This is a genomic window from Tenacibaculum todarodis, assembly GCF_001889045.1.
Classification (GTDB): Bacteria; Bacteroidota; Bacteroidia; order Flavobacteriales; family Flavobacteriaceae; genus Polaribacter; species Polaribacter todarodis.
The window spans coordinates 1,957,722-1,984,427 of the sequence record NZ_CP018155.1 but is presented as its reverse complement, the minus strand read 5'-3'; the positions used below and the strand labels follow the sequence as shown (position 1 = coordinate 1,984,427).

The 26,706-nt window shown below is 30.3% G+C and carries 20 protein-coding genes and 1 tRNA gene; 12 read left to right on the top strand and 9 right to left on the bottom strand.

Annotated elements, in window-relative coordinates; translation table 11 throughout:
- Window positions 1-94 precede the first annotated feature (94 nt).
- On the top strand, window positions 95-1,294 hold the full coding sequence (locus LPB136_RS08990) for a Pycsar system effector family protein (protein ID WP_072555997.1): 1,200 nt from the start codon (window positions 95-97) through the stop codon (window positions 1,292-1,294).
- Between the two features lie 5 nt (window positions 1,295-1,299).
- Here the strand turns inward: LPB136_RS08990 and LPB136_RS08985 are convergent, their stop codons facing one another.
- The 3 genes from LPB136_RS08985 to der form a co-directional block, all read right to left on the bottom strand.
- The gene (locus tag LPB136_RS08985; protein WP_072555996.1) at window positions 1,300-3,687 is read right to left on the bottom strand and encodes a GAF domain-containing protein; all 2,388 of its coding nucleotides are present in this window, start codon (window positions 3,685-3,687) and stop codon (window positions 1,300-1,302) included.
- 81 nt (window positions 3,688-3,768) lie between these two features.
- Window positions 3,769-6,540: an outer membrane beta-barrel protein gene (locus LPB136_RS08980; RefSeq protein ID WP_072555995.1), complete on the bottom strand. Its 2,772-nt coding sequence runs from the start codon at window positions 6,538-6,540 to the stop codon at window positions 3,769-3,771.
- 91 nt (window positions 6,541-6,631) lie between these two features.
- Window positions 6,632-7,933, bottom strand: coding sequence for a ribosome biogenesis GTPase Der (gene der / locus LPB136_RS08975; protein ID WP_072555994.1), 1,302 nt, complete (start codon window positions 7,931-7,933; stop codon window positions 6,632-6,634).
- 226 nt (window positions 7,934-8,159) lie between these two features.
- Here der and LPB136_RS08970 point away from each other — a divergent pair, with 226 nt between their 5' ends.
- Window positions 8,160-8,672 (top strand): hypothetical protein, encoded by a 513-nt coding sequence (locus tag LPB136_RS08970; protein ID WP_072555993.1) that lies wholly within the window; start codon window positions 8,160-8,162, stop codon window positions 8,670-8,672.
- Between the two features lie 486 nt (window positions 8,673-9,158).
- Here LPB136_RS08970 and era read toward each other — a convergent pair whose 3' ends face one another.
- On the bottom strand, window positions 9,159-10,040 hold the full coding sequence (era, locus tag LPB136_RS08965; protein ID WP_072555992.1) for a GTPase Era: 882 nt from the start codon (window positions 10,038-10,040) through the stop codon (window positions 9,159-9,161).
- 124 nt (window positions 10,041-10,164) lie between these two features.
- Between era and LPB136_RS08960 the strand changes: the two genes are divergently transcribed.
- The 10 genes from LPB136_RS08960 (at window position 10,165) to LPB136_RS08910 (ending at window position 21,118) form a co-directional block, all read left to right on the top strand.
- Window positions 10,165-10,237 (top strand) — tRNA-Met (locus LPB136_RS08960).
- A gap of 301 nt (window positions 10,238-10,538) precedes the next feature.
- Window positions 10,539-10,958: a transposase-like zinc-binding domain-containing protein gene (locus tag LPB136_RS08955; RefSeq protein WP_072555991.1), complete on the top strand. Its 420-nt coding sequence runs from the start codon at window positions 10,539-10,541 to the stop codon at window positions 10,956-10,958.
- A 107-nt stretch (window positions 10,959-11,065) separates the two neighbouring features.
- On the top strand, window positions 11,066-12,313 hold the full coding sequence (locus LPB136_RS08950; protein ID WP_072555990.1) for a hypothetical protein: 1,248 nt from the start codon (window positions 11,066-11,068) through the stop codon (window positions 12,311-12,313).
- A gap of 10 nt (window positions 12,314-12,323) precedes the next feature.
- Window positions 12,324-12,584 (top strand): DUF4212 domain-containing protein, encoded by a 261-nt coding sequence (locus LPB136_RS08945; protein ID WP_072555989.1) that lies wholly within the window; start codon window positions 12,324-12,326, stop codon window positions 12,582-12,584.
- A 29-nt stretch (window positions 12,585-12,613) separates the two neighbouring features.
- Entirely contained in the window at window positions 12,614-14,380 is a 1,767-nt protein-coding gene (locus tag LPB136_RS08940) for a sodium:solute symporter family protein (protein WP_072555988.1), read from the top strand.
- Window positions 14,381-14,503: 123 nt separating this feature from the next.
- Window positions 14,504-14,698, top strand: coding sequence for a hypothetical protein (locus LPB136_RS08935; RefSeq protein ID WP_072555987.1), 195 nt, complete (start codon window positions 14,504-14,506; stop codon window positions 14,696-14,698).
- Window positions 14,691-17,381: a sensor histidine kinase gene (locus LPB136_RS08930; RefSeq protein WP_072555986.1), complete on the top strand. Its 2,691-nt coding sequence runs from the start codon at window positions 14,691-14,693 to the stop codon at window positions 17,379-17,381. The genes LPB136_RS08935 and LPB136_RS08930 overlap by 8 nt, the downstream gene beginning before the upstream one ends.
- A gap of 16 nt (window positions 17,382-17,397) precedes the next feature.
- The gene (locus LPB136_RS08925) at window positions 17,398-17,763 is read left to right on the top strand and encodes a response regulator transcription factor (RefSeq protein WP_072555985.1); all 366 of its coding nucleotides are present in this window, start codon (window positions 17,398-17,400) and stop codon (window positions 17,761-17,763) included.
- Between the two features lie 332 nt (window positions 17,764-18,095).
- A complete protein-coding gene (acs, locus tag LPB136_RS08915) occupies window positions 18,096-20,003 on the top strand; it encodes an acetate--CoA ligase (RefSeq protein ID WP_072555983.1) in 1,908 nt (635 codons plus the stop codon).
- 149 nt (window positions 20,004-20,152) lie between these two features.
- Entirely contained in the window at window positions 20,153-21,118 is a 966-nt protein-coding gene (locus LPB136_RS08910; protein ID WP_072555982.1) for a PorP/SprF family type IX secretion system membrane protein, read from the top strand.
- On the opposite strand, the gene murI is transcribed toward LPB136_RS08910, so the two are convergent.
- From murI to LPB136_RS08885, 5 genes are all read right to left on the bottom strand, one after another.
- Window positions 21,115-21,912 carry a glutamate racemase gene (gene murI / locus LPB136_RS08905; protein ID WP_072555981.1) on the bottom strand — a complete coding sequence of 266 codons (798 nt, stop codon included), beginning with the start codon at window positions 21,910-21,912 and terminating at the stop codon, window positions 21,115-21,117. The two genes, LPB136_RS08910 and murI, sit on opposite strands and share 4 nt — an antisense overlap.
- Before the next feature lie 64 nt (window positions 21,913-21,976).
- Window positions 21,977-22,486 (bottom strand): OmpH/Skp family outer membrane protein, encoded by a 510-nt coding sequence (locus LPB136_RS08900; RefSeq protein WP_072555980.1) that lies wholly within the window; start codon window positions 22,484-22,486, stop codon window positions 21,977-21,979.
- Window positions 22,487-22,525: 39 nt separating this feature from the next.
- On the bottom strand, window positions 22,526-23,332 hold the full coding sequence (locus tag LPB136_RS08895) for an OmpH/Skp family outer membrane protein (protein WP_072555979.1): 807 nt from the start codon (window positions 23,330-23,332) through the stop codon (window positions 22,526-22,528).
- A 66-nt stretch (window positions 23,333-23,398) separates the two neighbouring features.
- Window positions 23,399-25,957: an outer membrane protein assembly factor BamA gene (bamA, locus tag LPB136_RS08890; protein WP_083426208.1), complete on the bottom strand. Its 2,559-nt coding sequence runs from the start codon at window positions 25,955-25,957 to the stop codon at window positions 23,399-23,401.
- The gene (locus tag LPB136_RS08885) at window positions 25,950-26,702 is read right to left on the bottom strand and encodes an isoprenyl transferase (protein ID WP_072555978.1); all 753 of its coding nucleotides are present in this window, start codon (window positions 26,700-26,702) and stop codon (window positions 25,950-25,952) included. The genes bamA and LPB136_RS08885 overlap by 8 nt, the downstream gene beginning before the upstream one ends.
- Between the last annotated feature and the right edge of the window lie 4 nt (window positions 26,703-26,706).

Here is a 26,706-nt window from a genome sequence, read left to right as displayed (position 1 = left end):
ACTTATTATTTTAGTCGGAAATTTGTAATAAAACTTACATTGTTAAAAGTCCTAAAAACTTTACTTATTTTTACTTTTTAAAATTACTCAATTTATGGATACTTTGATTTCAAAAACAGAAAATTTTGTTATTAATTTTTTAAACTCAAACTTAGAAAAAAGTTTTGTGTATCATAATGTTTCTCATACACAGCGCGTAGTAGAGAAGACTGTGGAGTTAATTGAGATTTTAGATTTATCTGAAATTGAAAAAGAAAATTTAATATTAGCCGCTTGGTTTCATGATATTGGTTACACCAAGGTTATGGATGGTCATGAGACGGAAGGAGTGAAAATTGCTGCTAAATTTTTAAAAGAAAACGGTTTAGCTTCTGAGAGAATTGAAGCAATTTCACAGATGATTCTTTCTACAGAAATGGGAGTAGAACCTGTTTCCGAATATGAAAAGATATTAAATGATGCAGATTGTTCTCATTTAGGAAGTAAAAACTTTAGTTATTTAACAGAGTTGCTTAGAAGAGAATGGGAGCTTTCCAAAGATAGGGTTTTAAATGAATCTGATTGGTTGAAAGAAAACATAGATTTTTTAACTAATAAGCACCGTTATTATACTAGTACAGCCTCAAAAATTTGGGACAAACAAAAAAGTAAAAACTTAGCACAGTTAATAAAAACGGAAAAGAAAATAAAAACTGAAAGCACAAAGTTAAAACATAAAAAAGAAGAATTAGCTCACAAAAAAAGTAAGATTGAATTACCAGAGCGAGGTGTTGAAACTATGTTTAGAGTTGCACTTAGAAACCATATTACATTAAGTGATATTGCCGATACGAAAGCAAATATTTTACTTTCTGTAAATGCTATTATTATTTCTATGGCACTTTCTACTTTACTCCCAAAACTAGATAACCCATCTAATGATTATTTAATAACTCCGTCTATTATTTTTATAGCATTTACTGTTGCATCTATAGTTTTATCTATAATGGCAACTAGACCAAATGTTACGCAAGGAAAATTTACAAAAGAAGATGTAGCAAATAAGAAAGTAAATTTGTTGTTCTTTGGAAATTTTCATCAAATGAAATTACAAGAATTTGAATGGGCAATGGAAGAAATGATGAAAGATAGAGATTACCTTTATAGTTCTCTTACAAAAGATTTGTATTTCTTAGGATTGGTTTTAAATAGAAAATATAGTCTTTTAAGACTAACTTATACTGTTTTTATGATCGGTATTTTGGTAAGTGTTATTGCTTTTGTTTTTGCTTTTTATGCACAAGGTAAAGCCTAACTGTTTTATTTTAACTCATTCATTAACTGATCTATTGTTATTGTTTTTTTAGCATCAAAATCTTCTTTGTAAATTATTTTTACACGTAAAGCTTTTAAGCCAGAAACGCCTTGTAAATCTTCTAGTTCTAACTCTTCAATTTTACCTAGTTGATTTTTAGATTGTAAGAAATTTATATATTTAATATATTCTAGCTTGTCTTTATCTTGAGAATAAACTATTGCAATTTTACCAGGAACAGTTAATCTTTCATCGGTTCCTTTTATATGGGCTTTGTCTATACGTTTTTTGATGATTTCGTAACGAATATTGTAAGCGCCATCAACATCAAACTGCTTTTCATCCATTCTAAATTTAATAGCCAAAGGATTGCTGTGAACCAATATTAAAGAAGCAACACGTAATTTGTGTTCCATTTCTTTGGTAGCATTCATGGCAAGGTTTTCCATTTCATACATTAACTGTATTTGCCAAAAACGAAGATTGTATAAGTACAGATTATCAAACTTTTTCTTTTTTGTTAAAGATTCACCTATATACATGTTAAACTCAACGCCATCGGTTTTATAACGTTCAAAATAATGAGGAAACATTTGTTGGGCTCCTTCTTGTTTTTTGTCGATATATTTAGAAAGCTTATCATTTAATAAAGTTACACTTTCTTCATAGGCTTTCCTTTTTTCATATACAACTTGTAAGTTATTATCTAACCTGCCCATGTAAGTATTTACTAGAGTTTCGAGTTCTAAATTTATGTCTTTTATGTGTGTGAAAACGGGATAAATTTCCGTCTTTAAAAAATCTAAAATCGCAATTTCATCTCCTGCTTTTAATCCTTTTTTCACCTCTTTTAAATAGGCTGAAACACGAAACATTAATTCATTGTAAATAGGTAAATTTTCTGAATTACAAGCTTCTCTTAACACAGAAATTGCTAATGTAAGTTGTGTTGTTAAGTCTTCTAAAATTGCGTTATTTCGGGCAACAGAAGATCCTTTTATGTCTAGTTGACCATATAGCGGATGTACATCATTAAAAATTATTTCTTCTGGTTTTGGGTTTTCCGCATTTTCAAAAATATCTTGAAGATAGTTTTCTGCAGCGTTATTAAATTTCCATTTTACAGAAGGGTGAATAGAGGTGTAATGTTCTTGTATTGTTGCCTCTAAAGTGTTAGCGTATTCTTCAGAAAAACGATCTACGGCTGCTTTTAATACAGGGATTATATCTTGAAGCTTTTGTTTGTTTACAGAGTTTAATTCGTAAGCTCTTGGAGAACCAATTTCTAATAAAGCAAGATCATTATTCTCAGATGTTTTTATTGGAATTAATATTATGCTTCCAATATTTCTTGACTTTAATTTTTTGTAAAATGGATTTTCATTACTGCCTACACCATATTTTTCAACGTCAGAGATTACAATACTTTTGTTTTTATGGAATACATTTTCCATTATATGATCACAGAAAAAATCTGAACATGAAATGCTTTTTTCGTTATCAAGTAAAATACTATCTGCTTTTTTTATTTTGCTAGTCCCGTAATTTAATTCTGATGTATCAAAAATAGAAAACCCTACTTTAAGGTCTTTAATATTATAAAAAGAACTTAAGTCTTCTTGAAGTTTTTCAACAATACTTCCATCATCTTTTCGTAATAAATTTGTTCTTATAGAAGATATTGTTTCATCTGCGGTAACGTCAAACAAATTCATGATACCAAATCCTTTGAAAATATAACTTTTTAACGGGAATTTTTCTTTCCAAACGTCAATATTATCATAATTATCTAGCAGTAATTTTATATCTTCCTCTGTAATTTTTGGAGCATTTTTAGATGGAAATATTTCCATAAAATCAGCATTAAAAGCAACTCTATAGTTCTTTGTAATGCCTAATTTTTTGTCAGGAATATCAAAGAAAAAAGGGCGTTTTAAGTCTATTGGGTGTTTGTATACTGAATTTAAAATAAAAGTACATGCCATAATATATAAGGCATTTTCTTCTATGTTTCTTATTTTTAACTCATAATCGTCACCAGCATTTTTTAAGATATTTTCAAAGCGCTTTGTAAACTTAAATGAAGTAAAGGTAAAAGGAATTGTTACTGCTTTTATTTCATTTAAAGTAAGTAATTCAGGAAACAAAGCTTCTAATAAAAGTTCAATTAAATCTTCGTGTTTTTTTAGCGTAGTTAAATCTGTAAAACCTGTTATTAATTCAGGATTTTTCTCAACTTCTTCTACGATAATTTTTGATGAAGCATAAAAAGGGTGGCTTTTAGATACTGGACTTGCGTATGTTTTAAGCATGTCGTATATCTTCTCAAAACTAATATTTAGTTGAAGTGGTAAATCTAAATTCTCTAATCCTTTATGTAATTTTACTTCCAAAATTCAATATTTAATATAACAAAGTTACAAAATGTAGAATAATAGTCGGTTTTTAGTATGTAGGTTTACAAAAAGGACATTTTAAAAATGCATGTTGTAATCCCTAACTTTTCCTTTTTGACCTAAACTATTAAACTTCCAGTTAAAGCCCAACATAAAATATTGTTGTAAAACTGTGCTTTCTGAATCTTCAATATAATTAGCGGTAGCTCTTCTTTGTGCGTTTGTGTTTTGATTTAATAGATCGTACGCTTTTAAAGTAATTGAAGCTTTATCATTTAGAATTGAATAGGCTAAAGTTGAATTCCAAAACCATGAAGATTGATTAAAACCAACAACATTTGGGTTAAAGTTATAACGAATATCGTTACGCCATTCTAATTTTTTAGGAACCGTAGTTTTTGTTCTAACTCTAAATGAGTGTCTTGTAAACTTTTGATTTTGGAAATTACTTAAATCGTAATTCGTTTCCGAAAAAGAGATTGTATAACTTGGTTCAATACTTACAACTTTGTTCCATTCATAGGTTAAACCTAGATTTGGAGATATTTCAGTTGTTTTTGCGCCATATTCAGTATCATTAAAAAAGTTTATGTTTTTATTGATGTTTAAACGCGTACCAACTCTTATTTTTAAATTGCTAATTGTATCTAATTTTACACTTTTACTATAGCTTCCGCCACCCCAAACATCATAAGCACCGTCAACGTTTTCATAAGTGGTATTTCTTACTAAATCATCTCCAATTATACTTTTAGAAACTACTTGGTTGTTTCTTAATCCACCACTTACATAAAGGTATAATCCAGTACGTTTTTGCCAATTAAATTTGTTGAAATTAACATACATTCTATGGTTGTTAGAGGGTTTTAAGTTTGGGTTACCAGTAACAATGTTTAATGGATTAGAAACATCTGTAAAAGGTTGTAGTTGATTAATTCTAGGCGCTCCGTTTTCTAAGCTATAATCGAAGTAAATAGAAGCTTTTGAGTCAAAACGATAACGTAAACCTGCATCTAAATTAACATTATTAAAATCTCTTTTTAAGTTTAAATTAGGTCTTAATTTATCTTCGTTTTCAATAGTTCTGTTTTGAAAACCAGTTTCAAAATTAAAACGCCATTTTTTATCTCTATATACAATGGCTAACGAAGGTGTTTTTGTAATATCATTAAAAGTAAAATCTGAACTTAATTGTGTGTTAAAATCAGAAAATTGCTGCGTATTTGTGTCAAAATCAAATGTACTTTCCTTGTTTTCACGTTCGTCTTTTTGATAAATATATTTAGCATCTAAAAATAACTTTTTAGCAATTAAAGGAAAACGATAGGTTACTCTTGTTCTAAGTCCGTTTAAATTATTTTCAATATCACTAAACTGATTTCTTATTTCGGTTGAAGGATTGTTTCCAAAAATTTCAATGGTAGAATTATTGTAATCGTCCGTATTTGTTTTATCAATTTGGTTTCTAACAGATGCTTTAATAAAAGAGCCCTTGCTTCCTATTTTTTTAGTTAAATCAATTTCGTTGCTAAAGTTTTTCGCTGAAGATTCTGAGCGAGTATTACTATTAGAACTGTTCGTTAAAACATTGTTTTCATCTAAAGACTCTTCAAATTTATTATAAGAACCTTTACGGTCATTTAATACAAAAGACGGATTTACATTAATTAGAAAAGTTGAATCTATTTCAATGTCAAATTCTAAATCTAAACTATGATTGTCGTTTTCGTCTTCAGAAGAAGAGTTAGAATTAGAGAAATAACGCCTATCTGGTAAGATGTTTTCACGATTATTTTTAGACTCATTGTTAGAGCTACTTCCAGAATAAAAATAATTTGCATTTACGTCTAAACCTTTACCGTATTTATCGGCATAAGTTACTCCTCCAATTTTAGATTTTACAATTCCTTGTCCTCCTCCAAAATTTCTTCCATTTACGTTAAAAGCACCATTGCTACTAAATCCAATTCCACCGCCTCCGCCAAACATTTTCTGAATTTCACCAAAGCTAAAACCAGGCGAATTAATGTTATTTGTACTCGCTAATACACTAACACGAGTTTCATTATCAAAACGATTTACCATGGTTGCTGCTTCGTATCTTTTTTCGGTTCCAGCACCAGCAGAAACTCTACCAAACCAACCTTTATTGTTTTCTTTTTTAATGGTTAAGTTAATGGTTTTGTTATTATCATCACCTTTTTCTCCAGTAAAACCTTCCGACTTAGTTTTTGTGTTGGTTATTTGAACTTTTTCAATAATATCTTTGGTTAAGTTTTTTGTTGTTATAGACGGATCATTACCAAAAAACGGTTTTCCATTTACTAAGATTTTATTTACTTCTTTACCATTTACGGTAATTTTTCCTTCAGCATCTACTTCAACTCCAGGTAATTTTTTTAGTAAATCTTCAACATTAGCGTCTTTTTTTGTTTTAAAAGACTTTACATTAAACTCTAAAGTATCTTTTTTAATTGTTATCGGAGCACGAGATTTAACTACAACTTCTTGTAAAAGATTATCATCTTCTTTTAAGCTTATTGTGCCCAAATTAAAGTTTGATTTTGTAAGTATTATTTCTTTTGAATACGATTGCATTCCAACAAAAGAAATAAATAGTTTTAAGTTATTATGAAAAGATTTTCCTTCCAAAGAAAAATTTCCTTTCTCATCTGTTATAGTATAAGAAACTATAGCACTGTCTTTTGCTTTTTCTAAATGAATAGTTGCAGATTCAATTGGAGCTTTTTCTTTTTCAGAAACAACTATTCCTTTGATTTTGAAGTTTTTAGACTGAGCAAAAGAATTTACTGCGAATAATATCGCAATTAATAGTATAGTTTTTTTCATAGCGGAATTCGTTTTTCGGTATAAAAAACCGAAAAATATTAAAATTAGTACTCTAATAAAACGTTAATGTTTTTCTTAGGGATGTTAAAATTTATTTTTGTCTAAAGTAAATTACAATTGGCACACCGTTGAAATCGTAAATTTCACGCATTTGATTTTCTAAATAACGTCTATACGGATCTCTAACATACTGTGGTAAATTTGCGAAAAACGCAAACTGTGGAGTATGAGTTGGCAACTGCATACAGTATTTTATTTTTACAAACTTCCCTTTTATTGCTGGTGGTGGAAAATTTTGAATAATTTCCAACATAGTTTCGTTTAACTTGCTAGTTTGTATTTTACGTTTTCTGTTCTCAAAAACTTCAACAGCAGTTTCTATAGCTTTTAAAAGACGTTGTTTTGTAAGTGCAGAAATAAAGATAATTGGCACGTCTGTAAAAGGCGCAATTTGTCTACGGATTTTTGCCTCATAATCTCGCATTGTGTTGGTCTCTTTTTCAATTAAATCCCACTTATTTACTAAGATTACAATACCTTTTTTATTTTTTTCGGCCAACCAAAAAATCTTTTCATCTTGCCCTTCAAACTCACGAGTAGCATCAATAACTAAAACGGCAACATCACAATGTTCAATTGCACGTACAGCTCTCATTACAGAATAGAATTCTAAATCTTCTTTTACTTTAGATTTTTTTCTAATTCCGGCAGTATCCACCAAGTTAAAATCAAATCCAAAACGGTTGTATTTAGTATCAATAGAATCTCTTGTAGTTCCTGCAATATTGGTTACAATGTTTCTATCTTTTCCAATTAAAGCATTTATAAACGAAGATTTTCCTGCATTTGGTCTTCCAACTACGGCAAATCTTGGTAATTCTTCTTCTACATTTTCTTCCTCTTCAGGAATTTCTTTTGCAATAGCGTCTAATAATTCTCCCGTTCCACTTCCGTTTATTGAAGAAATTGTAAAGTATTCGCCTAAACCAAGGTTGTAAAACTCAACTGCATCCGCATCTCGCATTGCATTGTCAACTTTGTTAACAGCAATAAATAATGGTTTCTTTTCTTTTCTAAGGAGTTTAGCAACTTCATTATCCATTGGCGTAATTCCTTGCTCAACATCCACTACAAAAACAATAATATCTGCTTCATCCAAAGCTAATTCTACTTGTTTTCTAATTTCAGCTTCAAAAATATCATCAGAACCTTTAATGTAACCACCAGTGTCAATAACCGAAAATTCTTTTCCGTTCCAGTCAGATTTTCCGTAATGTCTATCTCTAGTAACACCACTAACCGAGTCTACAATAGCTTCACGGCGCTGTACTAATCTATTAAATAAAGTGGATTTTCCAACATTTGGTCTTCCAACAATGGCTACAATACTCATCTTGATTATTTTGGCGCAAAGATAGTCTTAATTTACGAGTAGAGAATTACAATTTTAATTCATTTTTTTATTGGGCGTTTCCCTTTGGGTCGCGCTTTCCGTTATATCTTTTTTGTGTTTCGGCTACGCTCAACAACCAAAAAAGGATGCCACTTCAATCGCTAACGCGTGCGTATTTGCTAAATGTAGTATTTTCTTGTAGCTTTGAGTAAATCTATAATTACTAATGAATAGAGAAGAATACGAAGAAAGTCAATTGTTTTTACGCCCTAGATTTTCGATAGATTGTCAGAGAAACGTTTCTGAAGTTTTAGAAACAGTAATAAATAATTTAAAAGAAACCAATCATAATTTTATTACAAAAACATCTGATAGTCATGTAATTATTGATGTTCCTCAAAAAGATGCACATTTCTGGTCGCCACAATTACATTTTAGAGTAGAAGAGGAGCAAGGAATAACTAAGATAAAAGGATTGTTTGGTCCAAAACCAAGTGTATGGACGCTGTTTATGTTTGTTCATTTTTTTGTAGCAACTGCTTTTATTGGATTTGCAATACTTTTTTATGTAAAAAATAAGTTAGACGAAAATGTAGTTTTTCCTGTAGTAATGTTAGTTGTTTTACCAATTGTTTGGTTTTTACTTTATTTTTTAGGCCAAATAGGAAAAGAAACTGGTAAAAATCAAATGAATGATTTAAAACAGTTTATGTATAAAGTATTAGAAAATGTTAATTAATCTTCAGGTTTTTAAAACCTGAAAGGTCTTTTATTATACACTTTTCTTCTTCTTAAAGAATGCAATTCCAATATTAAATAATAGAATAACAAAAGACGAACAGCATAATAATAGTAGTGTGCTATAGAAGTTTTCTACTCTACTAAAATATGTTCTATTATTAATATAGTTTTCTATGTTTTTAAAGTCAGTATTTATAAAGTTTGGCAGTATCCAAAGTAAAAGTATAGGAACTAATAATAAAAAATAACTTATAAAATCAAGTTTGTAGTAGGTCTTTCTTTCAAAGCGAAAAATAAGCCAATAAGTAAAACCAAATAATAATACGACTAAAGAGAGTAGAGTTGAAAGATGAAAAATTGAAATATTAATATATATATTGCCGATATTTATATGGGTAATATCATTAAAAATAAAACCCAATAATAATATTAAAGGAATAGAGCAAAAGAACAATAAATACGGTTTCTTCTTTAGCATAAATAATTAATCTTTGTAACCGAAACGTTTAAGTTGACGCTCATTAGATCGCCAGTTTTTATTCACTTTAACGTACAATTCCATAAAAACTTTTTTTCCGAAGAAACGTTCTAAATCTTTTCTGGCTTCTGTACCAACACGTTTTATGGCGCTTCCTTTGTGGCCAATAATAATACCTTTTTGGGTATCACGCTCAACCATAATTACAGAACGAATCTTAATAATACTTTCTTCTTCGTTAAATTCTTCGGTTTCAACTTCTACCGAATACGGAATTTCCTTCTTATAATGTTGTAGTATTTTTTCTCTAATGGCTTCGTTAACAAAAAAACGTTCTGGTTTATCGGTAAGTTGGTCTTTTGGATAAAAAGCAGGGCCTTCTGGTAATAATTCTTTAATTTTTGCAAAAACACTTTCTACATTAAATTTTTCTAAAGCAGATATTACGTGAGTAGAAGCATTGGGAACTTTGTTACGCCAATATGTAACTTTTTCTTCAACTTCTTCTTGAGTAGATTTATCAATCTTATTCAAAAGTAAAATAACAGGTATTTCACTATGAATTATTTTATTGAAAAAAGCTTCGTTTTTAAGTTCTTTCTCACCAACTTCAACCATATAAATTAACACATCTGCGTCATCAAAGGCAGATTTTACAAAATCCATCATAGATTCTTGCAATTCGTAAGCTGGTTTTATAATCCCTGGAGTGTCAGAAAATATAATTTGATAATCATCATCATTAACAATTCCTAAAATTCTATGGCGAGTTGTTTGCGCCTTAGAAGTTATAATTGATAGTTTTTCACCCACTAACGCATTCATTAGAGTGGATTTACCAACATTAGGATTTCCGATTATGTTTACAAAACCTGCTTTGTGTGTCATGCTGCAAAGATAGTTTGTTTTTTAAATTGTTGTTCTTATAAATGGAATAAAATAGCATTCAGAAAAATAAAAGTAATAAAGTTTGGTTAGATCTTAAATAATGTAGTATATTTGCAGTCCAAATCGCGGGATAGAGCAGCAGGTAGCTCGTCGGGCTCATAACCCGAAGGTCACTGGTTCGAGTCCAGTTCCCGCTACTAGAAAAGAGTAATCATTTTTGATTACTCTTTTTTTTATGGAATAATTTCAAATGTACTTTAAGGGTAAAAAATATACTGCTTTAAGTTGGTGTGTTTTTAGTTGTCTTTTTTAATATAGTTAAAGTTATTTATTAATTCTAAGATTAGATCTTTAATTTTCATTTTAATAAACTAATTCTTAAAAATTAATGATATTCAGTGTTTTTAAGGGTTTTCTTATTGAAAATGTTTAAATTTTTAACATAATATTTTATTTAATCCTGCTAAATTAATATATTTATGCTAAATTAATATATATATGAATGTAGATTTATGTCCAAATTGTGGGTCAGACCATTATATTAAAAGCGGAATAGTCAATAATAGGCAGCGTTATAAATGTAAAAAATGTAATTATTTTTTTTCTGTAAATAAGATGGGGAAGAAGATAGATGATTATTACGTTAATAAATCTTTACAATTATATTTAGAAGGTTTAACATATCGAGAAATTGAACGCATTTTAGGGATTTCTCACGTAAGTATTATGAATTGGGTAAAAAAATACAACATAAAACGTCCTTATAATACTAATTATCACCCAACTTACAAAATTTTAAATGCTGTAGAGCTTGCGAATTATTTTTCTAATTCAGAAAATATAAAAGGCGCAGGTGTTGTTGTTACAGAGTTAGGAGATAAGTTTATGTTAATAAAATGGGAGCGTTTTAAAGATTAGTATATTAAATTAACAAAAAGATATATTAATTTTTTGTTAACAGATTGTTTTTAAGAGTTTAGCTGTGCACACAAAACTAATTAAACACTAACTAATCCTTTAAAACAATGAAAAAACAAACTTTTTTGTTGATTGGTCTCTTCTTTATGTCCTTTCAATTTATGGTTGCTCAAGGCTCTCCAGATTACTCAGGAGGTCTTAAGTTTAAATTTAATGAAGATGGTTCTAAATATCTTCGACTAATTTCTTGGGCACAGGTTCAAGCCAATTATAATACAGATGCAACATTTGATGGAAACGGAAACGAAAACAGTAAATTAAATTTTAATTTACGCCGTGCTCGTGTTTTAATGTTTGCTCAAATAAACAAAGACTTTTTAATTCTCACACATTTTGGAGTAAATAGTTTAACGAGCACAACTTTAAGTCCAACGGGAAAAGGAGATGGTTCTCAGCTCTTTTTTCATGATGTTTGGGCACAATATAATTTAGGGGAAAACCATACTATTGGAGGTGGTTTGCATTATTTTAATGGTATTTCTAGGTTAAATAATCAGAGTACTTTAAATATGATGACCTTAGATAACAACCGCCAATCTTGGGCAACTATTGGATTGTCTGATCAATTTGCACGTCATTTAGGTGTGTTTTTAAAAGGTAAATTTGACAAATTACAATATAGAGTTGCAATAAATGATGCAGCTGCTTCAACATTAGACAGTCGTACTGCAATTGCAGGAGGAGATGCTGTTTATAATGGACGTGCTTCTTTAGGTTCTGGCGATGCTGGTAAAACGTATGCAGGATATTTTGATTATCACTTTCTAGACCAAGAGTCTAATTTTTTGCCTTATAAAGTAGGAAGTTATCTTGGAGGAAAAAAAGTGTTTAATATAGGAGCGGGTTTCTTTTTACATCCAAAAGGCGCAGTAATAGATAACGGAACTGCTTTGACTCCTAACCTTGTAGGTGAAGATGTTTCAATTTTTGCTATCGATGCTTTTTATGATACACCAATTGGAGAGGGCGGAAGTGCATTAACTGCTTATGCAGTTTTTCAATCTAGCGATTATGGAAAGAACTACTTGTTTAGCGCTTATGGTACAGGAAGTATGTTTTATAGTCATGTTGGATATGTTTTTAACGGAGATAAAACTAAAACAAGATATCAACCTTATGTAAGTTATGGTTCACATAGTTATGACGCTGTTAATGATAATAGAAGCACTTTTGGTTTAGGTGTAAATGCATATATGAGTGGTCATAATTCAAAATTAACTTTAGAATATAAAAATCAGCAATTTGGCGCTTTAGACTCAGGTGTATTATCGCTTCAAGCAATGATTTACCTATAAAAACAAAACTATGAGTAATAAACAACAACACGCATCAGCATACTGGAAAGAAAATATTAAATACTTAGTAATACTGCTTTTAGTATGGTTTGTAGTATCCTTTGGATGTGGAATCTTATTTAGAGAAGAGTTAGATACTATTAGACTTGGTGGTTTTAAACTAGGTTTTTGGTTTGCACAACAAGGTTCAATTTATGTATTCGTTATTTTAATATTCGTTTATGTTAGATTGATGAACAAACTAGATAAAAAATACGGTTACGACGAGTAATCCTTAACTAAACTTAAAAATAAAAAATTATGAGTGTACAAACGTGGACTTGGATATTAGTAGGGGTTACTTTTGCCCTATATTTCGGAATAGCAATTTGGGCTAGAGCAGGCTCAACAAAAGAATTTTATGTTGCAGGTGGAGGTGTTTCTCCGTTGGCAAATGGTATGGCAACTGCAGCAGATTGGATGAGTGCTGCCTCTTTTATAAGTATGGCAGGAATTATTTCCTTTTCAGGATATGATGGCTCAGTTTATTTAATGGGTTGGACTGGTGGATATGTACTTTTAGCATTATTACTAGCCCCCTATTTACGTAAGTTTGGTAAGTTTACAGTGCCAGATTTTATTGGAGATCGTTATTATTCTAACACTGCAAGAACAGTTGCTGTAATTTGTGCATTAATAGTGTCATTTACCTATGTTGCTGGTCAAATGCGTGGTGTAGGAATTGTGTTTTCTCAATTTTTACAAGTACCTATTTATTGGGGAGTTATTATTGGAATGGCAGTAGTATTAACCTTTGCTCTTTTAGGTGGAATGAAAGGTATTACATATACGCAAGTAGCACAGTATTGTGTTTTAATCTTTGCTTTTATGGTACCAGCATTTTTCATCTCAATGCAAATGACAGGTAATATTATTCCTCAAATAGGAATGGGAGGAACCGTTGAAGGCGGAGAATTCTTACTCGATAAATTAGATAAATTACATGTAGAATTAGGTTTTAGTGAATATACAAGTGGTAAAAAATCAACTTGGGATGTTTTTGCTATTACCTTAGCATTAATGACCGGTACAGCTGGTTTACCTCACGTAATTGTGCGTTTCTTTACAGTACCAAAAGTAAAAGATGCACGTAAATCTGCGGGTTATGCATTGTTATTAATTGCAATTTTATATACAACAGCACCTGCAATTGCAGTATTCTCTAGAACAAATTTAATTGAAACAGTAAGTAATACATCGTATTCTGAGATTCCTGAATGGTTTAAAAACTGGGAAGATACAGGGTTAATTGCTTGGGCAGATAAAAATGGTGATGGAAAAATTCAATATGTAGCTGGAAGTGCTTTAGAAGGTAAAAAACCTGTTTACACAGATGCTAGAGGCGTAAGTGGAGAACGTATGGTTTCTAATGCAAGTGAAGCAAAAAATGAGTTATATGTAGATAGAGATATCATGGTATTAGCAAATCCAGAGATAGCTAATTTACCAAATTGGGTAATTGCATTAGTAGCAGCAGGTGGTTTAGCAGCAGCTTTATCAACAGCAGCTGGATTATTATTGGTGATTTCTACATCAATTTCTCATGATTTAATTAAAAAACAATTAAAACCAAATATTTCAGATAAAGGAGAATTAACAGCAGCTAGAGTTTCTATTTTTGTAGCAATTTTAATTGCGGGGTATTTTGGTATCAATCCACCCGGATTTGTCGCCGCCGTCGTTGCGCTCGCTTTTGGTTTAGCAGCAGCTTCCTTTTTTCCAGCTATTATTTTAGGAATTTTTGATAAGAGAATGAATAGTCAAGGTGCCATTTCAGGAATGGTTGTAGGTATTGTATTAATGTTATTTTATATGATGAAATTTAAATTAAACATGTTTGGTGGAGGTACAAGTGAAGATTGGTGGTTTAAAACATCTCCAGAAGGATTTGGTACAATCTGTATGCTGGTAAACGTTGTAATTTCATTAGTTGTTTCAAGAATGACACCAGCTCCGCCACAAGAGGTTCAAGATATGGTAGAAAGTATAAGAATACCTTCTGGAGCAGGTGAAGCTTCTGACCATTAGATTGCAGTTCTTAATTAATTTGAACTTAATCAATTTTAGTTAGTTAGTAATCAGCATTACATTTATGTAGTGCTGATTTCTTATATTAGTTGTATAATCGAAAATTTATATCCAATTAGCCAAATGAAAAAACGTCACGAGCAAAAACTTGTTGTACTTTCTATAGCATTGTTTTTAATGTTTAATATTCCGTTTATTCTAATTTTTAATTTTGAAGGTGCGGTTTTTGGTGTTCCAACTTTATATTTTTCAATATTCTCTATTTGGTTGTTTTCAATAGTTGTTTCATATATCGTATTAAAACGTCACTATGAATAATTATACATTAATTACTATAATTATTATCTACTTAGCAGTGCTTTTTTATATTGCTTTTCTAGGTGAAAAAAAGAGTCAAAGTAAGTGGGTTAATAATCCGTATGTATATAGTTTGTCTTTAGCGGTATATTGTTCTGCCTGGACGTATTATGGAAGTGTTGGTATTGCCGCAAATTCAGGAATTAGTTTTCTGCCAATTTATTTAGGACCAGTTATTGCAGCTCCTTTATGGATTGTTGTTCTTCGAAAAATTATTAGAATTTCCAAACAACATAAAATTTCTTCTATTGCAGATTTTATATCACTTCGTTATGGGAATAACAGGTTTTTAGGCGCATTAGTAACCATTGTTTGTTTATTTGGAACTTTACCTTACATTTCATTACAGCTAAAAGCAGTTTCTGAAACTTTTGAAATTATGTCTGATGATTCAGGATCAATTACAACAGTAGGACTTAGCGACTCAACATTTTATGTAGCATTATTACTAGCTGTCTTTGCTGCTTTTTTTGGAACTCAAAGAACAGATGCTTCCGAAAAACATAAAGGTATTATTGCTTCTGTGGCATTTGAATCTGTTTTAAAACTTGTTTTCTTTTTAATTATTGGTGTTTATGTAACCTTTTATTTATTTGATGGAACTTCAGATATTTACAATCAAATGTCTGTTACTCCAAATTTTAAAGAGTTAACAACAATAAGTAGTTTAGAAGATGGCTTTAATTGGTTGTTTTTAATTTCTTTATCCTTTATGGCTATTTTTTTACTACCAAGACAATTTCAAGTTTCAGTTTTAGAAAATAATAGAGAAAAACATTTAAAAAAGGCAATTTGGCTATTCCCCTTGTATTTATTATTATTCAATCTTTTTGTAGTTTTTATAGCTTGGGCAGGAAAACTAACTTTTGGTAATACTAAAAATGCAGAATATTTTTCTTTGTTTCTTCCGCTTGAAAACGGAAACACTTTTTTGGCATCACTTGTTTTTTTAGGTGGTTTTTCAGCAGTAATTTCAATGGTTATTGTTTCTACTTTAGCCTTATCTACAATGGTGAGTAATAACTTAATTATTCCATATGGTTTTTTAGATAAGTTTATAAAAAATCAACCAGAACGTAATTCTAAATACATTAAAAATATTCGTCGAATATCCATTTTTACGATTATAATTACGGCATATTTCTTTTATGTAATTTTTTCAAAAGAACTTTCATTATATTCAATTGGTTTAATTTCATTTGTTATTATATCTCAATTAGCACCTTCTTTTTTTGTTGGTTTATATTGGAATAGAGGATCTTCAAAAGCAGCAATTATTGGTATTCTTGTTGGTTTTTTTATTGCATTATACACATTGGTTTTACCTTTTACCTTACAAGCTTATACAGGTACGGATGATTTTACACAAAATGGTCTTCTTAATATTTCTGCATTAAAACCTTATGCATTATTTGGAGTCGATTTCTTAAGTCCGCCAGCACACGCCTTTTTTTGGAGTATTACCTTTAATGTTATGTGTTACTTGGTGTTTTCATTAGTGGCGAAAGGAAATTATAGAGAACGTAATTATGCTGAAATGTTTGTAGATACAAAAAACTTTACAACACTTCAAGACAGTGCTTTGGTTTGGAAAGGAGAAGCTTATGTTGCAGATATTAAAAATGTACTCATTCGTTTTTTAGGCGAAAAAAGAGCAACTAGAGCATTAAATATTTTCTTTACCAAATATAGTTTACCAAAAGATACCCAATTGGCAGATGCAAGGTTAATTAATTTTTCTGAAAAACTTTTAACAGGAAGTATAGGTTCTGCATCCGCAAAAATATTAATTGCAAGTGTGGTAAAGGAAGAGCAGATTAGTTTAGTTGAGGTGTTAAAAATTTTAGAAGAGTCTAAAGAAAATATTATTAGTAATAAAGTGTTGTTAGAGAAGTCCAATGAGCTAACTCAGCTTTCTTCTAAACTTAAAGACGCTAATGAAGAGTTAATTTCTAAAGACAGGCAAAAAGATGAATTTTTAGACACTGTTGCACATGAGTTAAAAACACCAATTACAGGTATTCGTGCAGCAACCGAACTTTTAATGGATGAAGATGATGAAATGCCAAAAGAAATTAAGGCCCAATTTTTAAAAAATATATTGCAAGATTCTGATCGTTTAGGGCGATTAATTCATAATATTTTAGATTTTGAAAAATTAGAAACAGGTCGTTTACATTTAGATTTTCAATATCAAGATATTCAAAAAACCATAACAAAAGCCATTAGTAGTATTTCTCAAATTGCTGCAAAAAAAGAGGTTCAAATAATAAATAAAAATCGACATAGTTTTAACACTAATTATGATGAAGATAGAATTCTTCAGGTTTTAACCAATTTATTGTCTAATGCTATTAAATTTTGTGCTTCTAAAACAGGAAAAATAACTGTAGATTATAAATTAGGAAATGAATTAATTGAAGTTTCAGTAGCTGATAATGGTAAAGGGATTCCGGAAGAAGATCATGATTTTATTTTTGATAAATTTTACCAATCAAAAGATCAAAATACAAGAAAACCACAAGGTAGCGGATTAGGTTTGGCGATAACCAAACAAATAGTAGAAAAGCACAATGGAAATATTTGGGCAAAAAAAGGCGTAAAAAATGGAGCAACGCTTGTTTTTACCATACCTTTTAAGTAAATTGTAGTCGTAAAGTATGAAGAAGAAAATTTTAATTGTTGACGACGAACCAAATATTGTAATGTCGTTAGAATATACCTTCAAAAAACAAGATTTTGAAGTGTTTATTGCAAGAGATGGAAGTGAAGCTTTAGAGATATTAAAACATCAGATTCCTAACGTTGTTTTGTTAGATATTATGATGCCAAATGTAGACGGTTATCAAACTTTGACACACATTAAAAATACGGCTAGTTTAAAAGATACCAAGGTGGTGTTTTTAACAGCAAAAAATAAAGCTTCAGATATTGAAAAAGGTTTAAAACTTGGAGCAGATAAGTATTTAACAAAACCTTTTTCAGTAAAAAAAATAGTTTCAGAAATACTGGAACTAGTAACTTAGAAATAGTTTTTTAAGTTTTTTTAAAATTGGTTTTGTGTGCAAACAAACTAAGTTTAATTAAAGTTTAAAGACATGAAATTTCGTATCAACCCATTAGCGTCAGATATAATAATTACTATCTACATTATTTCTACGCTCTTTTTAAGGTTTAAATTTGAAAATAAAACCAATGTAAGTCCTATGCTATCTATAGTTATGGGAGTTTGCTTCGTGGTTATTATTTGGGCATTAATCAAATTAAAAGTACTTAATCCTAATTGGTTTGGCTTGTTTAATTACAAAAAGGCCTAGCAATTAATTTCCTAAAAAATAAAATTTTTAAAATATATATTATGAGTAATTACCACATTAAACACCTAGAAGAATATTATCAAGTTTATAGAAAATCTGTTAGAGAGCCAGAAAATTTTTGGGAAGAAATTGCTGGAGAACATTTTTTATGGCGAAAAAAATGGGATAAAGTTTTGGAATGGGATTTTACCAAACCAGAAGTAAAATGGTTTCAAGGAGCAAAGTTAAATATTACAGAAAATTGTATAGATAGACATTTGGCAACTCGTGGAGATCAAACAGCAATTTTATTTGAGCCAAATGACCCAAAAGAAGGAGCTGAACATATTACGTACAGGCAACTGTATCATCGTGTAAATAAATTTGCAAATGTTTTAAAAGAACAAGGCGTAAAAAAAGGAGATCGTGTCTGTATTTATGTGCCAATGATTCCAGAACTAGCTATTTCGGTTTTAGCATGTGCAAGAATTGGAGCTATACATTCTGTAGTTTTTGCAGGATTTTCTGCAACAGCCTTAGCAACTAGAATAAACGATAGTGATTGTAAAATGGTAATTACTAGTGATGGTTCTTATCGTGGAGCAAAAACAATTGATTTAAAAGGAATTGTAGATGAGGCTTTAGAAAATACGCCAGGAGTTGAAACTGTTTTAGTAGCAAAGCGAATTAATTCAGATATAAAAATGAAAGAAGGTCGTGATAAATGGTTACAACCTTTTTTAGATAAAGCTTCCGATCAATGTAAGGCAGAAATTATGGATGCCGAAGATCCATTATTCATTTTATACACTTCTGGTTCTACTGGAAAACCAAAAGGTATGGTACACACAATAGCTGGTTATATGGTGTACACAGCTTATACGTTTAAAAATGCATTTCAATATAAAGAAAACGATGTGTATTGGTGTACAGCAGATATTGGCTGGATTACTGGGCACAGTTACATTGTTTACGGTCCGTTAGCAAATGGGGCAACAAGTGTTATGTTTGAAGGTGTACCAAGTTATCCAGATTTTGGACGTTTCTGGGACATTGTAGAAAAACATAAAGTGAGTCAGTTTTACACAGCACCAACAGCAATTAGAGCTTTAGCAAAACAAGGTGTAGAATTAGTAGAAAAGTATGATTTATCTTCCCTAAAAGTTTTAGGAAGTGTAGGTGAACCAATTAATGAAGAAGCTTGGCATTGGTATAATGATAATGTAGGAAAAGGAAAAAGCCCAATTATAGATTCTTGGTGGCAAACAGAAACTGGCGGAATTATGATAACTCCAATTCCGTATGTAACACCAACAAAACCAACGTATGCAACCTTACCTTTTATAGGAATTCAACCTTGTTTAATGGATGAAAATGGAGAAGAATTAAAAGGGAATCAAGTTGAAGGTCGTTTGTGTATTAAATTTCCTTGGCCAAGTATTGCACGAACCATTTGGGGGAATCACCAACGTTATAAAGATACCTATTTCTCAACTTATGAAAACAAATATTTTACAGGAGATGGATCTTTAAGAGATGAGGTTGGTTACTACAGAATAACTGGTAGAGTAGATGATGTAATTATAGTTTCTGGACATAACTTAGGAACAGCTCCAATTGAAGATGCAATTAATGAACATCCAGCAGTTTCCGAAAGTGCCATTGTAGGTTTTCCGCATGACGTAAAAGGAAGTGCATTGTATGGTTATATTACGTTAAAAGACGTTGGTGAAAGTAGAAACCATGATAATCTTAGAAAAGAGATAAATCAATTAATTTCCGATAGAATTGGGCCAATAGCAAAACTAAATAAAATTCAATTTACGGATGGTTTACCAAAAACACGAAGTGGAAAAATTATGCGCCGTATTTTACGTAAAATAGCCGAAAAAGAAACCAGTAATTTAGGAGATATTAGTACACTTTTAAACCCAGAAGTAGTTCAAAATATTATGGATAACGCATTGTAATAAAATGAAAAAAAGTTAGGGGGTTTATTTATAAACCCCTTTTAGTATAATAGTTAAGAGTGTTAAAATAGCTTAGTTATTTTAAACAAATTGTACTATACTAAAATATTTATAATATATTTGATATCTAAAATTACTATAAAACTACTATGAAATTTTTATTTAGGGTTTCAATTCTAATATTATTCTTCTCTTCTGCAAGCCAAACTTCTGCACAAGAAACTTTACCAATATTCTCTGATTATTTATCGGACAATGTTTATTTATTACATCCAGCAGCAGCTGGAATTGGTACATGCGGAAAAGTTAGATTGACCGCAGGAAGATATTGGGAAGATAATGAATTACAAACGTTAAGTTTTCATAGTAAGTTAGGTGAAGATACAAATGCATCTGCTGGTGTTGTTCTTTTTAATGATAAAAATGGATTTCATTCTCAAAAAGGTGTACAAGGTACTTTTGCATATCATTTAGATTTATTTAGAGGAGGTGAATTTAATCAACTTTCTTTTGGATTGTCTTTAGGAGCAGTTCAGAATACTGTGGATCAAACTACGTTTACTGGAGATCCAACTGTGGCACAGTTAATTGAAAGCGATTTTTATTTTAATGGAGATTTTGGTGTTGCTTATCATTATGGGGGTTTATCTTCTTATTTTACAGTTAAAAATTTATTTTTATCAGCTAAAGGAAATCTAAATGATAGATTTGAACCTTTAAATTTACGTAACTATATTTTTGGTGCTGGTTATTTCTTTGGGAATGAAGAAAAGTTCCAATATGAGCCTTCAGTAATGCTTCAGTTTAAAGAAGGTACAAGTGAAAATTATTTAGATATAAACATGAAAGTTTATAAAAAATTAGATAAAGCCCAACTTTGGGCTGCGCTTTCTTACCGTAGAAGTTTTGATGGTAACCCAGTACAAGAGGTACAGCAAATTACACCTATTTTAGGTGCTAATGTTGGGCAGTGGATGTTTTCTTATACGTATTCTAAACAATCTGGAAGTGTAGTTTTTGAAAATGCTGGTTTCCATCAATTAACTGTTGGTGTAAATGTACTGTGTAGAAGACCAAGAGCTTCAGCTTGTCCTAATATAAACGGTAGCTTTTAAAAAGTTAACTCTTCTATTCTTATAGATTTAGATTTTCGTAAAATTGCTCTTAATACATCACTTTTTTTGTTGATGTAAAAAGTATGAGTTTTCATTCTACGATTTAAATTTATTAGCTTATCTTTTTCTAAAACAGCTTTTGTTTGTTTTGCAACTGCTTCTCCAGAGTCTATAATATTTACGTTATCACCTACAATATTTCTTATTTGAGATGTTAAGTATGGATAATGTGTGCAGCCTAAAACTAAACAGTCCATTTCCTGTTGAATCATTGGTTGGAGGTAGCTATTTAATAAAGTGGTCATTTCTGCGGAATTGATATTACCACCTTCTATTAATTCTACTAAGCCTTCACCAACTTGTTCAATTATTTTTATAGTAGCATCTATATTGCTTGAAGTTTTTTCGAACAACTCGCTATTTAAGGTTCCTTTAGTAGCTAAAATACCTATGCAATTAGTCTTGGTTTTTAAAGACGCGGGTTTTATAGCTGGTTCAATGCCAATAAAAGGAACATCATAATTTTCTCTGAGATATTTAATTGCATTTGTTGTTGCTGTATTACAAGCAACTACAATTGTTTTGCAATTTTTGTTTAATAAAAATTCAGTGTTTTTAATAGACAATTCTATAATTCTATCTTTTGATTTTTGCCCGTAAGGAGCATTTTTACTATCAGATAAATAAATGGTTTCTTCATTTGGTAAGAGGTGGTTAATTTCTTTCCAAATGGAAGTACCTCCGATACCAGAGTCAAAAATTCCAATAGGTTGTTGGGGTTTTGCTTTTGTCATTTATACAAAAATAAAAATCCTGCTTGTTTAAGCAGGATTTTTTATTATTTATTTTTTAAGTTCTTTAGAAGCCTAATTTAGTTTTAACCGCTTCAAGAATATCATCACCAGTTTTAAATACTAATAATCCTTTACCGTTGGCAGCGTCTAAAACGTAAACGATACCTTTTTCAGCAGCTACAGCTTTAATAGCATCTTCTGCTTTCTTTAAGATAGGGTTTAACTTATCTTGATATTTCTTTTGCATTTCTTGAGTTGCAGATTGTTCAGCTTGATAAATTCTAGCTCTTTCTTGTTGAACTTCTTGTGCTCTTTGTTGGTTAACCTCTAATGTTTGAGTTTTACCTTCAGCTTCGTATTTTTTAATTTTTGCTTCTAGTTTTTTAGCCATAGCTTCAATATCGTCTTTATAAGTTTTAGATAGCTTAGCTAACTCTGCTTGTAAAGATTTTGTTTCTGGCATTTGAGATATTAATAAGTCTGTATTAATATGTGCAGTTTTTTGTGCGTTTGCTACACCACCTAATCCAATTGTGAAAATTGCAACTAATAATAGAGTTTTAATTTGTTTCATTTTTGTTGTTTTAATTGTAAATTTATTATTCTTTTTTTGTTATTCGTTTCCGTTTTCTTTTTCGGCTTCTTTTTTCTTTTTAGCTTCTTCTCTAGCTTTTCTTAGCGCTTCTTTTTTTTCTAGTAATAATTTTCTTTTTTTGTCTCGCTCTTTAATTCTGGCTAGCCTTTTAGCTTCTATTTCTTTCCTTTTAGCTTCTCTATCCTGTTCTTTTTTGTCTTTTAATGTTTGTTTTGCATCTAGACGTTTTTGTTGTTCTTCTGTTAGCTCTTTGTTTACAACAGCATTCTTTTTTGCTTCAATTTGTTCTTTCTTATTTTGTTTTTTTATATCAACATTAATTGCTTTTAAAACAAGGTCGCTAATATCGTGTTTTTTGTTAGAAAACAGCATAACTAAATCACCAGATTTATCAAAAACAAAATCGTACTTTTTACGAGAAGCTATATTTTGTACTGCATTGTATACTTGGTCTTGTACAGGTTGTATTAATTGTTTTCTTAATTGATACATTTCTCCGTTAGGTCCAAAATATAAAGATTCTAATCTTCGCAATTCTTGTTGTTGTACAGTTATATCTTCTTCTCTCTCTTCAATTAAATCTTTAGTTAAAATTGCTTTCTCGTTAGATAAGTCGGTTTTTAAAACTTCAATGCTACGAGCATCTTTGTCTAATCGATTTCTCCATTTTTCAACTTTAGCATTTAAAGAGTTTTGAGCTTCTGTATAGGCAGGAACATTTTCTAGAATGTATTCCATATCTATATAAGCTATGCGTTGGTATTTTTGTGCTGAAACAAAAGTTACAGTAATTAAAAGAACGATTGATAAAATGTATTTTTTCATCTTTATAGTATGTGTTTAGAAAAAACCGTGCCAAAAAAAATGCACGTTTACAAATGTACGTTTTTATTAGAACTGTCTTCCGATTATAAAATGTGTTTGCCAACCCGATTTTGTAGGGTTTATAGATTGGTCTCCTGGTAACGGGTCGAAACCGTGAGCAAAATCTATTCCTAATAAACCAAATGCTGGCATAAATATACGAACTCCTAATCCTGCAGATCGTTTTAATTCAAACGGATTAAAGCTACTAAAATTGTCATAAGAATTTCCTGCCTCTAAAAAGCCTAATGTATAAATAGATGCAGAAGGTTTGTCAGTTATAGAATAACGTACTTCTAGTTGAAATTTATTATAAATTGAACCACCATCCACTGATGATAATTGATTGTTTTCATATCCTCTTAAACCAATTGTTTCACGACCGTCTAATTGTCCTTGGGCGATACCATCTCCACCAACAAAATAGCGCTCTACAGGTGTTAAGCCTAATTTGTTGTTGTAAGTACCTAGATACCCAAGTTCAAAATTAGACATTAAGACTAATTTCTTAGCTAATTGCGTGTACCATTTTCCTTTAGCAGAAATCTTGTAGTATTCTAACCACTTGTATTGATCAGCTAACCAGTCTCTTCTTGCAGTTGGTGTTAAATTTTCAGGTTCGTCATAATCTCTTCCGTTTACTAAAGAGTAAGGAAAGGTTGCTTTACCTTGTAATGTAAATTGAGAACCATACGTAGGGAATATTAAACTAGGCCCTGCAGAGTTTCTGCTTAAAACTAAGTTGTAAGCAAGGTTGTTAAGTGTTCCATTGTCTAATATGTTGTTTGAGGAACCAACCCTATATGCATAATCGTTTAATTTAATTCTTTGGTAAGTAATACTTTGGGATAATTGAAAATAATCATCTGGCCATTGTAAACGTTGTCCTAAACCTAATGTAGCTCCAATTATACTTAAACTTTGATCTTTATCTACATCTCCTGTAAATTGATCAAATCTAAATTGTTCAGAATAATAAATAGAAGCTGTTAAAGATTGTGGTTTTTTACCACCTAACCATGGTTCAGTAAATGAAAAGCTATAAGTACTATAGGTCCTACTTGCTTGTAAACGTAACGATAAACTTTGCCCATCTCCCATTGGTAAGGGTTTATAGGCGTCTTTTTTAAATAAATTCCTTATTGAAAAGTTATTAAAGGATAGTCCTAAAGTTCCAATAAAAGAACCACCACCGTAACCACCTTGTAATTCTATTTGGCTACCACCTTTTTCTAAAACAGTAAAGTCTATATCAGTAGTTTTGTCTTGGTAATTAGGTTTTATATCAGGTGTAACATTAGTGTCAAAAAAACCTAATTGACCAATTTCTCTAATTGAACGAATAATATTTTGTTTACTATATAAATCTCCTGGTTTAACACGTAGTTCTCTATAAATTACGTGGTCATTAGTTTTATCATTACCAATTACCGTTACTTTTTTAATTGTCGCTTGTTCATCTTCTCTAATTCTAATTTCTACAGTAATAGAATCGTTCTTTACTTTAGTTTCTACTGCATTTACTTGAGAAAATAAATATCCATTATTTTGATAAAATGATGTTAAATCTTGTGAGTCTGGTGTTCCATCTCCAGATATACGTTCTTTTAGAACTTTACCATTATAAATGTCTCCTTTGTCAATTCGTAAAAATCTTTGTAATTGTTCGTCTGTGTAAGATTTGTTTCCAACAAATAAAATTTCATTAAATCTGTATTGACGACCTTCTTCTAGGTCTATATCAAGATTTATAGTATTATCATCATTCCAAGTAAGATTGTCACTTAAAATACGTGCATCTCTATAACCTCTTTCACTATATTTTTCTAAAATATTTTCTAAATCGGCTTTATAATCTTCTTGTATATATTTTGATCCTTTCCAAAAACGCCCAAAAACTTTACGTTTTGTGTTTTTCATTGCGCCTCTTAGTTTTTTGTCTGATAGCGCTTCATTTCCATTAAAATTTATGCTTTTAATTTTAATTTTACTTCCTTTATCAACATGAACATTCATGTTTAAAGTATTAATGTCTGATGTGTCTTTTTCAGTATTTAAAGACACTTTAGTTTTTAAGAAACCTTTGTCAGTATATTTTTTCTTTATGTAGTTCTTAGAGGTTACCAATAAATTATCAGTAATCATAGCACCTTTTTTAAGCTCAGTCTCTTTTTCTAATTCTTTTCTTTTAGATTTACTTAAACCTGTAAATGTAACCTTGTTAAGTTGTGGTAATTCAGTAACATCAAATTGGAGATACACAGTTTCTCCATCTAATTTAGATAAATAAACGTCTACTTCACTAAACTGTTTACTGTCGTATAGTTTTTTTATTGCTGAAGTAAGTTTATCTCCAGGTAATTTAATGACTTGGCCATCTTTTAAACCTGTGTAAACTTTAATAGTTCCTTCACTAAATTTCTTTAGACCAGTAACACTTATACCACCTAAAATGTATTCTTTTCCTTTTTCAAAAGAAAAGTTATTGTTTTTAGGAATGCTGTCGTTAGCATTGTCTTGAGCTTTAATTGTTAAATTGCTAAATGCAATTACAAAAAATACTAGTACTAATGAATATTTATTCATTCGATGTAATTTGTTCACTTGTTTTTCCAAATCTTCGTTCTCTGTTCTGATATTCAATTATTGCATCAAAGAAGTTTTCTTTTCTGAAGTCTGGCCAAAGCATTTCTGTAAAATACAATTCTGCATAAGCCATTTGCCATAATAAAAAATTACTAATTCTTTGTTCGCCGCTCGTTCTAATCATTAAATCAACGTCGGGCAAATTAAATGTATATAAATGATTATTAATAGTTTTTTCGTCTATATTTTCAATATCTAGTTGAGTATTAACAACTTTTTTAGATATGTTTTTGATTGCGTTAACAATTTCTTCCCTAGATCCATAACTTAAAGCAAAGGATAAAGTTATTTTAGTATTGTTTTTGGTTTGGTCTATTACCTTTTGTAAAGTTTTTTGCGCCTTACTTGGTAATGAAGAGATATTACCAATAGCGTTTACTTTTACATTTTTACGTTGAAATTCAGGTAACTCTTTATTAAGTGTAGTAACTAAAAGGTGCATTAATGCATCAACTTCAAACTTTGGCCTGTTCCAGTTTTCGGTAGAAAAGGCATACATTGTAATAAATTTTGTGCCAATTTCTGAAGCTCCATCAACTGAGTCTCTAATTGCAGTCATTGCATTTCTATGTCCAAAAACTCTATTCATACCTTGTTTTTTTGCCCAACGACCATTACCGTCCATAATTACGGCAATGTGATTTGGAACTTTGTTAAGGCTAATAGTTTGTAGTTTTTTATCCATAAAA